The sequence below is a fragment of the Rhodopirellula halodulae genome (assembly GCF_020966775.1).
Taxonomy (GTDB): domain Bacteria; phylum Planctomycetota; class Planctomycetia; order Pirellulales; family Pirellulaceae; genus Rhodopirellula; species Rhodopirellula halodulae.
In genome coordinates this window covers 632948-646459 of record NZ_JAJKFV010000029.1, presented here as the reverse complement: position 1 = coordinate 646459, position 13512 = coordinate 632948, and the positions used below count along the sequence as shown (strand labels likewise).

At 57.6% G+C, this 13512-nt stretch carries 8 protein-coding genes; 4 read left to right on the top strand and 4 right to left on the bottom strand.

Annotation, left to right across the window (positions count from 1 at the left end; all coding sequences use genetic code 11):
- Positions 1-89: 89 nt before the first annotated feature.
- The 4 genes from LOC70_RS15300 to LOC70_RS15285 form a co-directional block, all read right to left on the bottom strand.
- On the bottom strand, positions 90-1310 hold the full coding sequence (locus LOC70_RS15300) for a M20/M25/M40 family metallo-hydrolase (RefSeq protein WP_230254880.1): 1221 nt from the start codon (positions 1308-1310) through the stop codon (positions 90-92).
- Positions 1311-1321: 11 nt separating this feature from the next.
- Complete coding sequence (locus LOC70_RS15295) at positions 1322-1573, bottom strand: hypothetical protein (RefSeq protein ID WP_230254879.1); 252 nt, start codon at positions 1571-1573, stop codon at positions 1322-1324.
- 88 nt (positions 1574-1661) lie between these two features.
- On the bottom strand, positions 1662-2603 hold the full coding sequence (gene trhO, locus LOC70_RS15290) for an oxygen-dependent tRNA uridine(34) hydroxylase TrhO (RefSeq protein WP_315857265.1): 942 nt from the start codon (positions 2601-2603) through the stop codon (positions 1662-1664).
- 18 nt (positions 2604-2621) lie between these two features.
- Positions 2622-4673 carry a c-type cytochrome domain-containing protein gene (locus LOC70_RS15285; protein ID WP_230254878.1) on the bottom strand — a complete coding sequence of 684 codons (2052 nt, stop codon included), beginning with the start codon at positions 4671-4673 and terminating at the stop codon, positions 2622-2624.
- A gap of 297 nt (positions 4674-4970) precedes the next feature.
- Here LOC70_RS15285 and guaA point away from each other — a divergent pair, with 297 nt between their 5' ends.
- From guaA to LOC70_RS15265, 4 genes are all read left to right on the top strand, one after another.
- Positions 4971-6563: a glutamine-hydrolyzing GMP synthase gene (guaA, locus tag LOC70_RS15280; RefSeq protein ID WP_255716153.1), complete on the top strand. Its 1593-nt coding sequence runs from the start codon at positions 4971-4973 to the stop codon at positions 6561-6563.
- Positions 6564-6730: 167 nt separating this feature from the next.
- Positions 6731-8410: an energy-dependent translational throttle protein EttA gene (gene ettA, locus LOC70_RS15275; RefSeq protein WP_230254877.1), complete on the top strand. Its 1680-nt coding sequence runs from the start codon at positions 6731-6733 to the stop codon at positions 8408-8410.
- Positions 8411-8494: 84 nt separating this feature from the next.
- Positions 8495-8824, top strand: coding sequence for a hypothetical protein (locus tag LOC70_RS15270; protein WP_230254876.1), 330 nt, complete (start codon positions 8495-8497; stop codon positions 8822-8824).
- A gap of 126 nt (positions 8825-8950) precedes the next feature.
- On the top strand, positions 8951-13144 hold the full coding sequence (locus tag LOC70_RS15265) for a hypothetical protein (RefSeq protein ID WP_230254875.1): 4194 nt from the start codon (positions 8951-8953) through the stop codon (positions 13142-13144).
- The last annotated feature ends 368 nt before the right edge of the window (positions 13145-13512 follow it).

The following is a 13512-nucleotide window of genomic DNA, read 5'->3' as shown; positions in this document are numbered from 1 at the left end:
CAGGAACCTAGTGTATTGAAAAGGTACTGACCACGATTTTCGCAATGGATGCGTCGCCGACCGACGAGATCCGCCAAGACACACAGGTCTCAATCGGCCGATGCGATCAACTGGGTGGCCAACCGGCACGCCGCGAAATAGTCGTCAATCAACAAATGTTCATCGACGGTATGAATCGCGGATTGACCACACCCCAGCGTCACCGCCTCAATCCCGTGCCGCATCAGCCAATTCGCGTCCAAACCACCGTTGGCAACCTCGCATCGCGGCGTTCGTCCTAACTGCGAGATCAATTCGGTCGCGGCGATGACCGAGGGATGATCCTCCGCCAATCGGAACGCTTCGTAGTCCACGCGACGAGTGAATTCCATGCTTCCCGTGCGACCTTGCACATCCTTCACCGAAGCCACCGCACGCTCGAAAGCGGACTGCATCTGCGAAACAATCTCCCCACGGAAATCGGGGTCGTGGCTGCGAGCCTCCGCACGCAACTCCACCAACGGTGTGATCACATTGGTCGCGTCGCCACCCTGGAAAACACCCACATTCGCGGTTCCCCGTCGCCCTTCCTTTTCCACCAAGCCGAGCCAGCCATCACGATGCAAACTGGAGATCGCCTCCGCCGCAATCACGATCGCGCTGACTCCCTTCTCCGGTGCCACACCGGCATGAGCGGCATGCCCACGAAGCGTGACCTGGATTCGTTCGCCGCCAATCGCCCCGTGCCGAATGGTGTTGATGCCGCCTCCGTCGAAGTTGAAAGCTCGATCCACCCGTCCCACCTTCGACACGTCTAAATGGCGTGCACCCTGCAGCCCCACTTCTTCTTGGATCAGAAACGTCACGACGGCGGGCGGCACACGCAGCGTCGGATCATTCGCTTGGCGGACCAATCGCTCCAAAACCGCCGTCAAAATGGCGGCACAGCCGCTGCGATCATCCGCTCCCAAACCCGTTGGGCCATCGGCGACGACAATTCGCCCTAGCTCAGCGTCCTCACGGATCACCGGGTCACACCCCACACAAATCGGCACAGTGTCCATGTGGGCCGAAAGCAGCGTCCGAGGCAGCGACTCATCGCCGGGCAAAGTCACAATCAAGTTGCCAGCATTCCCTGACAACCTGGTCTTGGTCCCGGCATCATCCGAAACGATGGACGACGCATCAACGCCGGCAGACAACAAAGCTTGCTGGATCGCTTTGGACACCTCCGCTTCGTCGCCGCTCTTCCCCGGCAGTCGCGTCAGATCCAAAAATCGCTGCAATGCCGCTTCTTCGTCAATCGCAGGCCACTCAGCAGCTTGATTCACGTTGGCGTTGGTCACAGCGAACGACGATCACGCGACTGCGATTCGCTTTCCACCCGCACTGGCTCCACGGCCGATTGCCGCGAGGAAGAATTCAATCGTCCCATCGCGAAGTAACCCGCGACCAGCAAAGCACCGCTGACAGCGATCGACGCCATCATCGGCAGCACGTGAACGGGTTCCGTGGCGTAGTGAGCCACGCCCTCCGAGTTCCCATGGCCGGGGTGAGCGAACGTGGGTGCGGCACAAATCAATACGGCAAACATGCCTAGAAGTGAACGTGACAAATTGAACTCACAGATGGTGAAGAGAAGGGAACCGCCCTACGCGGGCAGGCCATGCACGGCGAGATGATTATACGCCTTGGTCGAGTTGCTGTTGACGCATCCGGCGGCGAATCCGCTGGTCTTCCGTCACTTCGCTGGCACAGCGCGGGCAGGCGACCCCTCGTTCAAACTCGGCGTCCCGCATCATTTCTTGCGTGACCGGCCAACCACAACCGTGACACAACTCGTATTCCCCGGCCTTCAATTGGTGATCGACCGCCACCCGGTTGTCGAACACAAAACATTCTCCCCGCCAACGAGAATCTTCCTCCGGCATCTGCTCCAGATAATTCAGAATGCCGCCCTTCAGGTGATACACCTCTTCGAATCCGCGCTGCTTCAGATACGCGGTCGACTTTTCGCACCGAATGCCGCCGGTGCAGAACATGGCGACTTTGGTGTGCTTCTTCGGATCCAGATGTTCGTCAACGTACTGCGGAAATTCGCGAAAGGATTCGGTTTGCGGGTTCACCGCTCCCTCAAACGTTCCAATCTCGATCTCGTAATCGTTACGGGTGTCGATCAGGGTCACGTTCGGATCATCGACCAACGCGTTCCAATCACGAGGCTCGACGTAGGTCCCCACCGATCGCAGCGGATCGATGTCCTGAACGCCCATCGTGACGATTTCGCGTTTCAGTCGAACTTTGGCTTTTCGAAATGGAATCTCATCGCAGTACGACCACTTCACATCCATTCCACGAAATGGCGTCGCGGCGTCCTCCAATTCCATCGATCGCAACCACTGGATGAACCCTGGCATCGCGGAACTTGGGCCAGCGATCGTCCCGTTGATTCCTTCCCCCGCCAACAACAGCGACCCGCGGATGCCGTCGTCAGCCATCCGCCTGCGCAATGGTTCTCTTAGGGACTCAAATTGTGGCAGCGGCGTGAAGCAGTACAGCGCGGCCACCGCCACGGAAGCATCCATGCCAGATTTTGGTTCGGCGTCAGATTGAGATTCGGTCATGGCCGAAAAGTTACCAATTCATTTGACCCATTGCAGCCAAGCGTCGACGTACGCAAGCGGCGTCGTCTTCATTCCGGATTGAAAAGCTGCAGGAAAGGGTTGCCCAGATTGCAGGCTTCGCATCACCGCGTCGAAGCCACGACGATTTTGACGCGAAAGGAACGATTCGGCCAGGGCGACTGCCATGCGATCCGATCGCTCGGGCGGCAACTTCCCATTCAAGAAATCTTTGCCCGATTTCAAACTGCCCACCGCGGTGATCAGCTCGGCCTGCCGACGCATGTTCTCGTTGCGGTCGCGTTTGGACTCACCACCCGAGATCGTCGTCCCCAAACCCTCAGCGAACCATCGCGGAACCCCCTCCCCGCGGCTGACGACAGCCAAACTGGCCACGGGTGCGGCGACGCGTTCAGCGATTTGCTCTTCGTCGTCACGTTCCGACGCCACCACGGCAACGTAAGATCGGATCCCATCGTATTTCCAGTGCGAGCTCCAATCCGAAGGCACGCTGCGACCTTCCACCATTTTGGAGAACTCGCTGTAGTTGTATCGCTTGGGCAGCACGTAGATCGACGCCTTGCCGTGGAAGTAGTCCTCCGGTGCCCCGCTCGCGGCGGGAAGAAACTTGCGAGCCGCCGCCAGAGCTTTCTCTGCCGACTGAGCCACGGACTCCAACGTCGCCGGTGAAACCTCACCCCAAACAGCGAAGTGATCGCTGCTGTGTTTCTGCAATCGCGAAACGTCCGCGCCGGCCAAGCGGAAGTCTTCTTCGGCAAGATCCGCCCGACGCTCGCTGACTTCGGAAGACGCCGCCGCGGCCAACCACGCTTGGGCTGTCACGACTTTCATCGGAGTCTGCACCAACGCTTGATCGACCTTGGCTCCTTCGCTGATCCAAGTCGAGATGAGCTGGATCTCGTTATCGGCGAGTGGCGGACGACCTCCGGCTGGCATACGGTCGCCCGCGGTGCCGCGAAGCTTTTGAACGATCAAGCTGGACTCACCATTCCCAGGGCTCAATGCTTGGCCACTGTCGCCACCACGCAGCAACTGAGCGAGCGTGTCCATTCGAAGTCCGCCGCGAGTCTGCATCGCGTCCAGATGGCACCCCGTGCAATTTTTCACCAGCAACGGTGCCACGTCACGAGCAAACGAAACCGTTTCATCGCCGGTCGGCGCGCCGACCATGGTCTCCTTGGGCGGTTCGGGGGTTGCGGGCGCGTCCCCGGAGTTGCCTCGCAAACTGGTCAGCATCGCCGTGGGATCCGGACCATCGAACTTGGCACCTTCCAAGATCCATTGCTTTAGAGTGTTCAACTGAGCGGGGCTGACCTTGCCGCCGCCACGAGGCATATCGCCGGTCTCGATGGTTTCAATTAAACGACTGGCGACCACGTCTCCGGCAAAAACCACCACGCCTTCCGGTGGGCCCTGCATCAACTTGGCAAAGCTTTCGGTCGAGAAACCTCCTTTGCTTCCGCGGATGTGGCAACCGCCGCACTTGTCGACCAAGATCGGCGAGACATCGGAAACAAAACTCACTCCCTGGTTGCCATCCCCGCCTGAGTCATCGCCTGGGGGCATCTCTTCGGCGGGCTTCGCAGACGACGCCGCGGGTCGCTCGGGAATGCGAAACGGCGGCAACGTGATGCCTTCCAACTCCAACATCGCGCGAGCGTTGACGATGCGTTTCATCAAAGGCATCAACGCATCGTGCATCTCGGCCGACGAAACCTTTTCGGCAACTTTGAGCTGATCGATTGCCTTTCTCAGTGAGGCCCCCGACGCGGGGTAGTCGCCCTTGGCGTACGCGGCACCCGCACGTTTCACTTGCATCTCGACCGACTGCACGATGGTCCGCGAACGAGCATCGAGCGGTGGTCCGCCCGCTGCCGCACCGGCCACTTGTCCGTGAGCCGATTGCACCGCGAACTCGGCTGGACCACCGAGTGGCAGCAAGCAGCCCAACGCCGCCGCAAGAGCGAACGAAAGGAGAGATCGCCCTGAGTTCCCAGTCCGTTTTGAATGCCAAGCTCGGCCTGCGTTCCATTTCGAAACGATCTGAATCATCGTCACCAACATCGTGAATTTGAGTGTCTGCTTGCTACCTTCATCATAGACCACAAACGCACAGAATCCCGAAAAAGACTCACCGACGTGGCTGAACCGCCCTGCCCTCCCCTCTGTGGTGCCCGCCCGTATCTAGACAGAAGCTCCTGCCGCACCAAACGGATACGCCGGCCGGCCGGCCTTCGCCTCCGACTCCGTCTCTGGGCTGATTCGTATCCCCTTAGCCCTTTCCCGTTTCCCCCCTGCTCTTTTACACTGCCGCATTGGCTTTTCCCGCTAGTATCCGGCAAGAACACGATGACCTCTCCCGAGAACACCACCTCGTCCGCCATCGCTGAAAAAACCTGGCTCACCGATCAACGCATCTTGGTGCTCGATTTTGGATCGCAGTACGCTCAACTGATCGCTCGCCGCGTCCGCGAACAGAACGTCTACTGCCAGATTGTTCGCCACGACATCACGGCGGAACGCATCGCCGAACTGGCACCCAAAGGCATCATCCTTTCCGGCGGTCCCAACAGCGTTTACGAAGAAGGCGCGCCGAAGTGCGACGAGGGTCTGTTTGATCTCGGCATCCCCGTGCTTGGGATTTGCTACGGCATGCAGCTCGCCTGCCAAGCCCTCGGCGGCAAAGTCGACAACACGCCCAGCCGCGAATACGGCCGAGCGATGTGCGAATTCACGGATCGCGATTCGATCTTTCGCGGGATGCAAGATTCCGAACAAGTTTGGATGAGCCACGGTGACCAGGTCTCGCAGATTGCCGATCAGTTCACCGCAATGGCCAAGACGTCCACCTGCCCTTACGCCGCGATTCGTCACAACGAACGTCCGGTGTTTGGCATGCAGTTCCACCCCGAAGTCACACACACGCCGCACGGTGGACAGATCCTTCGCAACTTTGTGATCGACGTCTGCGGATGCGACGGCAGTTGGAAACTGGGTGACTTCGCCAACGCCGCGATCGAATCCATTCGTCAGCAAGTCGGCAACAAACGAGTCATCTGCGGCCTGTCCGGCGGCGTGGATTCTTCTGTCGTCGCCGCACTGCTCTACAAAGCCATCGGGCCTCAGTTGTCTTGCATCCTGGTCGACAACGGGTTGCTTCGTAAGAACGAACAACAAATCGTTTTGGAAGAGTTCAGCAACCACTTCCAAACCGACTTGCACATCGTTCAAGCCGAAGATCGCTTCTTGGCGGACTTGGCCGGGATCGACGAACCACAAGAGAAACGACGACGCATCGGACACGCGTTCATCGAATGCTTCAAAGATGAAGCCAACAAAATCGAGGACGCACACTTCCTTGCCCAAGGCACGCTTTATCCCGATGTGATCGAAAGCGGTGCTGACAAAGACGGCCCCGCCGCCACCATTAAACTGCACCACAATGTCGGTGGGCTTCCGGAAGAATTGGGGTTTGAATTAATCGAACCTCTGCGAGACTTATTCAAAGACGAAGTTCGTCGGTTGGGCATCGAACTGGGTCTGCCGGAACAATTGGTTTGGCGACACCCCTTCCCCGGTCCCGGCTTGGCGGTGCGTTGCTTAGGCGAAGTCACGCGAGACAAATTGAAAGTGCTTCGTGAAGCCGACGCAATCGTGGTCGAAGAGATCGAAAACGCCGGTTTGTACCGCGACACCAGCCAAGCCTTTGCCGTGCTGTTGCCCGTGCAAAGCGTTGGTGTGATGGGCGATGCCCGAACCTACGACAACGCAATTGCCGTTCGATGCGTCAACACCGACGACTTCATGACGGCGGATTGGAGCCACCTGCCTTACGAACTGCTGGCTCGGATCAGCACCCGAATCATCAACGAAGTCAAAGGCGTGAACCGAGTCTGCTACGACATCAGCAGCAAACCGCCCGCGACGATCGAATGGGAGTGATGACGCAAGCAGGCGAACTTCCAATCACAAACCCCGACACACCAAGACGAATTCAGCGATTCCTTTTTTCACATGCAAGCGGACATCACAATCAACGTGACCCGTGCAGGAATCGCCTCCATTTCCGTTCATTCCCCGCCTCTCACTTCAGCCTTCCAAGCGAAAACATGGCCGGACAATTCATTTACCAAATCATCGACCTGACCAAGAAACACGGTCAACGCAAGGTCCTCGAAAACGTCAACTTGGCGTTCTATCCCGGTGCCAAAATCGGTGTCCTCGGACCCAATGGTGCCGGTAAATCCACGCTGCTCAAAATCATGGCCGGCATGGACACCGAGTTTGAAGGCACAGCGCGACTGGGCAAAGGGTTCACCGTCGGCTACCTGCAACAGGAACCGCCACTGGACCCAACCAAGACCGTTTTTGAGAACGTTCAAGAAGCCGTCGCCGAACGTCAAGCCATCGTGGATCGCTACAACGAGATCAGCGGTCTGCTCGGTGAAGTCATCGACGACGACGAAATGCAGAAACTCTGCGACGAGATGGCGACCCTGCAAGACGTCATCGACGCCAACAACCTGTGGGAACTGGATCGCTTCGTCGAAATGTCGATGGCGGTCATGAACCTTCCCCCCAAAGACGCCGAAATCACCAACCTCTCCGGTGGTGAAAAACGCCGCGTAGCGCTTTGCCAATTGCTGATCCGCCAACCTGACCTGCTGCTGCTCGACGAACCAACCAACCACTTGGACGCCGAATCGGTTTCGTGGTTGGAACAACACCTTGCCAGTTACCCCGGCACCGTGGTGGCCGTCACCCACGATCGTTACTTCCTGGACAACGTGGCTCAGTGGATCCTCGAAGTGGACCGCGGTCGCGGCATCCCATTCGAAGGCAACTACACCGCGTGGCTGGAATCACGTGCCAAGCGAATGGCGCTGGAAGAGCGTCAGCAGAAGGCTCGCGAAAAGAACCTCGCTCGCGAATTGGAATGGATTCGCATGAGCCCCAAGGCTCGCCAAGCCAAATCCAAAGCACGGATCAAGGCTTACGAACAAATGTCGGCCGAACAGTTCGAAGATCGTCCCGACGACTTGGAAATCCAAATTCCATCGGGCAAACACCTGGGCTCATTGGTCATCGAAGCTCATCACGTCAACAAAGCGTTTGGCGAAAAGACTTTGATGGAAGACATGAACTTCCGACTGCCACCCGGAGGAATCGTTGGCATCATCGGTCCCAACGGTGCTGGCAAAACGACGTTGTTCAAGATGTTGACGGGACAAGAACCCGTGGACGCGGGCGAGATCAAAGTCGGTGAAACCGTCGACCTGGGTTACGTCGATCAGTCCCGCGACAAACTCGATCCAGAAAAGACGATCTACCAAGAAATCAGCGGCGGTCACGACACGTTTGAAATGGGCGGCAAAGTCATGCATGCCCGCTCGTATGTGTCTCGCTTCAATTTCAAAGGCCCCGACCAAGAAAAGAAAGTTGGCGTGCTGTCCGGTGGTGAACGCAACCGAGTCCACCTGGCATCGCTGCTTCGCAAAGGCTGCAACGTCTTGCTGTTGGACGAACCAACCAACGACCTCGATGTGGATACCTTGCGTGCTTTGGAAGAAGCCATCGCCAACTTCGCGGGTTGCGTGGTGGTGACATCGCACGACCGCTGGTTCCTGGATCGACTCGCAACCCATATCCTTGCGTTCGAAGGCGACGGAAAAGTGGTTTGGTGCGAAGGCAACTTCGACACCTACGAACGCAATCGTCGTGAACGCATGGGTGAAGACGTCGACGATGACTCACCCAAAACTCGATACAAGAGCATTCACGCGAGCTGATTCAGTTTCGCGATCGCTGCCGTCCGCGAATGACCGCGGACGGCTCCTTTTTTTCTATCTGTTTCCTTTCACCTTTCCAAATTCATGACGATTCTGCGCACAGGCACCAACGAAAAGTACGCCGAGGGCTGGGACGCCGCTTTCGGTGGCGCCCCCGCTCGTAAAAAGACCGCTAAAAAAGTGGCCAAGAAATCCACCAAGACAACCAAGTCACAACCCGCTCGATCCAAAAAGAAATCGGTCAAAAAGTCCGTCAAAAAGTCGGCGAAGAAGAGCGTTAAGAAGGCAGTGAAAGCCAAGGCGGCAAAGAAGTCCGTCAAAAAGGCCGCGAAGAAATCGGTCAAAAAGTCGGTGAAGAAATCGACGAAGAAGACCGCGAAGAAATCGGTCAAAAAAGCAAAGAAGAAGAGCTGAAAACGTTTGCTTGAGCGGCCGGGAAAATCAAGTGTTTTCCCGCGCCCCTCGACAGATTCGGCATGTGCCCCAAAATGCCGTCCAACCCACCAAACGTCCTGCCTTCCAAAATCTCTGGTTCCCTCGATGCCCGCCCCCTCGTCCCGCGAACCCGATGGCAACCTGCCCGACCATCAATTGGCCGCCGCAGCTTGGCCGCCACCTTCGCAGGACGCTCGAGGTGCACTTCAATCCCTGGTCGGCTATCTGAACTTCTCCTCCGGACCAGCACCCACGTCGGTGTTCACGGCTTGGAACAAAGTTCATGACGAAGCCTCCGGTGGCGACGTTCTCAACGGGCCGCCACCTTTCCTGATCATGCGAGACTGGCTGGAAGAAGCCACTCACGCTCTGCGAAAAGAATCGTCCGCGTTCGCCAACGTGGATCGCGCACTTGGATTGATCAACCTGCTCTGGTCGGGTTTGCTTCCCACCTACCTGGACTTTCACCGCGACCTGCTGTTCCACCAACCGCCCGAGTTGTTGTTCAACGGTTTCTTCCTGGGGCGCTGCGCCGAAGTAATGGTGCAGCAGATCGGCGAAGACGAAAGTATCAGCAGCGTTGACGAAGAATCAGAACGCCTGCATCAGATCATCACAACGCTGAACGATTACGTTGGCTACCGTCCGGTGGCCGTGCTGGAAAACCGGTCGTGCCAGCCGTACGCGCACGAATTTGTGCGTCCCATCCCGCAGATGGTTCAGGGTGCCGGGATCACCGCCGGTCCCTATCGAGAATTGATCGAACGTGCGGTTCGAGCGATCGAAGAGGCCCCGGAGGACATCCTTCGCGCGGCCGCGATGGATCCCAACCAACTTCGTGAATTGTGTTTAGATCCTCGAGCCTACGACTTTGACCATCCGGTCAATCGCCGTCCCAACTATCACTTCGGCGGTTGGGATGAGCACGCGATTGATTCAGAAGGTCGTTACGATCGATTCATCCTTCGCAGCGTGACGCTCGATTCGTTGCTGGCCCGAGTCGAAGAGACACCGGATCTGTCTCGCGATGAATTGCTCGAGGAAGCGGCCTCCGTGTTGGCAGGCACGATGCTGATGGCGTCTGGCATTTCCGGCTGGGGTCCCGCCTGCTACAGCAGTGATGTCACGCTGCGTTCGCTGATGGTGCCGATCGCGAATTTCAGGGACGAGTTCTACAACTGGCGAATCTCTCAAATCGGCGGTTCACACGGCCAAAGGTTGCTCGACGAAGTCAAAACGCGTCACCAACCATTTGGGGCGGCACGACAAAACTTGAACGCCGCTTTGGCTCGCAGACGAGCCATCCAGCTTCAACATGTTCAACTTGCACGGATCTACGCAAGACTTGGCTACCCCGATTCCGCGACCAAACAAGCCGACGTGGTTCCCGCCGCCTCCGCCCGTTTGATGTGCCGCATCGATTGCGGCATGACGTTGGGACTTCGCGCCCTCCGCACCGATCGATTCGCGGATTCGGTGGAAGTGCCCGAGCAAACCTTCGACCTGATCCGTCGCGCCATTGAATGCGGTGCGTTAATGGACCCTTGGGATATCCTCGGGTTCACGGGCAACTTCAGCTTGTATCCGGGAATCGAAAACTCGATCCATGACAGCCGACTCGACGAGCTGCTGTACATCATCGAGAACTTGTTTGGCTACATCGCTCGCGTGTGGAGCGAAGCCGCCGCACGCGACGACGAAGCGTCCTACGAGCGGATGGATCGTCAATACCGCGATATCGCCCAGTGGTGGCGAACTTTCGCGGCCCACACCGTAGAATCGGTCGAAGCCACCGATCCCTGGGAATCCTACGAATCAGCACGTTTGGTCGCGCAAGCTCTCCGGCTTTGGCACCGCGGCGGCGCCCAACGCGGCGACATCGCTTTTTGGGCACCGCACGCCGATCTGTTCGATTCACCGCGAGCCTACATGCTGGTCATCTCGGCATTGCTGGAACGAAAGGATTTCATCCCAGCGCAGGCCTTGCTGATTCACTGGTTGGGGCAAGCCGACCGAGTCGGACTTCGTAGCGGTGCAAATTCGCTGCCGCGTTTGGCCGAACGGTGGTTGCTTCAACTGCGAGCCCACATGCGTGACGACGCGGCGGCTCTGTGGCCACGCGTCAACAAGTTCTTTGACTACTTAGAAGCCAACGCTGAATCGTTTTGGTCCGCCCCACGTTTTGAATGTGGTGACGATGAATCACCGTCGCGACCTCGCGATGAATGGGAACAAGAATTGGCGAACGCCAACGAAAATCCCTTTGACCAGCCTGAGGACGAAGACGAAGGCTTGTTCGACGCGGCGTATGAAAACGTCAGCTACCGCGACACAACCGACGATGGCAATGAAGGCTCCATCTTCGACACGAGCAGCAACAGCAGCAGCGTCGATGAATTGGAAGCGGAAGTGAAACGACTGGCATGCCGTTTGGATTTCCTGCAATCACTGGCACGCATGTGGGCCGTCGGCGCCGACGTCGCGTTGACGGAAATTCATGCCAACCAGGAAACACCGCCATCGTCACCCGAGTTTGCTCCCAGCCACCGTCAGCAACAAATTGAAGCCCTGTCCGCTTGGGCACGGCGCGCGGTCGCCAACCGCATTGGATTGCTGGAGCTGCTCAGCGATGTGCGTTCCTACAAGATCAAGCCCGCCGGCACAGACAAAGATTCCATGCGGATCTACGATCGCCGCCGGGTCCTGCGTGACAGTTTGATGGAGCGGGTGATTACGACGGCGGTTGAAATGGCCGACGCTCGGCGCTTGATCGCCAGTGCACTCGGTGCAATGCAAGGAAAGCTGCCAGGGGACGTCGGTGAAGAATTCGCCGAAGATGACGCGGGGGCCATCGAGTTGTTCTCGTCGTTGATCGCTGGCGATTCGGATCGAGCCCGCGAACGCTTCCCCACATTCATCGACGCAATCCTAAACCGCAGTCTGCTCTACATCCCGCTTTCTCGCGGTGGCGACCCGGTCAAGATCTATGTCACACGTCTGCGAGAACGAGTGCTGCGTCACTTGTTGCACTGGTTGCCTCGCCGCGGCCTGTTCGCCGAAACCTGTCGACTGATCGAAACCGCACGACAAATGGAACAACGGCACCCCATAGGTGCTGGAGCCGTCACGGAATTCGACGGCCTGTACCGAGCGGGATATCGATCACTGGTCAGCTCCATCGCCCAGGCCGTCCTGCACTCGACTGCCGGTGAACCGCCCTCCCCTGCCCCGGTCGATCCCTCAACGGTTTCGCGTGAACTCAGCGTGACCGATCAAGACGCCATTGCGGACCGCTTGATCCCGTTACTGGAACGATTGACGGAAACAATGCTGGGCAGTTGGTTGGCACACAGCCAAACGCTACGTCTTTCGCCCTTGGAAGCCGTCAGTGATCCGGCCAAGTGGGAACGTTTGGTGGAGTTCATCCAGCTGTACGGCGACCCAATCTTCACGCAGGGTTTCCTGCAACTGAGCAATGTTCGAGCCGTCTTGCACCAAGACGTTTCCTCGTGGCTGGAACGAGCCATGACCGATGGCGACGACCTGTTGGAAGACACGCAACTCTTCCGAGATCTAGAAATCGGCAAGATCAAGATCGCCGAAGCGTCGCGTTGGATCACGTTGGTGTTTGAATCATTGCTGGATCACCACGCGGAGTACCAGGATTACAACAGCACCACGACCCAAAGTGATCGTGGTGAATTGATCTATACCTTCCTGGACTTTTTACGTCTCCGCACCCGCTACGAACGCGTGGCTTGGAACCTCAAACCCATCATGTGGACTCATGAGGTCCTGGTGAGACTGGGACTCGACAAAGCTTCGCTGGCTTGGCGTGAAAGTTTGAATGAACGCATCGCCGCCGAAGCGGAGTTGTACGTTCAAAAGCTTCGCGAACTTCAACGTCGTCATTCGATGCGAATGCCAACCATCGCGGATCGCATCGAAGAACGCTTTGTTCAGCCAATGACCATCGACCGAATGCGTTCCTTGGTTGAACCCGCCATGAACGACGCCGAGGCCAACCGACAGAGCACCGCATTCGACCAGTTGGAAGCTCAAGCCAGTGAGCTTTCTCGGACTCCCGTCGGTGTCGGACTGGATCTCCCGCCGTGGCTCAGTGCCCTGGAGGACGAAGTCGAAAAAATTGGCAAGCAAAATTTGATCAGCGAAATCGACCCGCAGGAATTGATGACCATTCCGGTCAGCCCCCTGACGCTGGACGATTTGCAAACGCAGCTCACCACGGCCCAAACTCAGGGACGCCGGTTGCCTCACATGAAACGTCGCAAGTCCTGATAACTGCCTAACCAGACGCGATCTGCCTGCCGTCGATGAGCGGCGGAGCCCAACGGTGACGGTCTCGCCGTAGTCTTAGTTTCACGCATTTTTTCTAAGTGACTCGTCTTCCCGATTGGAAAGTCGCTGGAATTCCAAAATGTTGAAAAAATCTTTGCCGTCGGGCTGACCGATGATGCACTGGGGCTGGCCGCATTTGGCGGCCCGTGCCGATGACATTGTGGGAACCTTGGGGGACGATCGGCTCCTCTAACAACCCCTGCTCAGCCCAGTCCTCCCAAATTGCCGGCCAGGAAAGATCGCATTGAGCACCTCAAGTGAACCAATCGGTGAGCCGATCTAGATTGGCTCTGCCTTATCGCACCGAT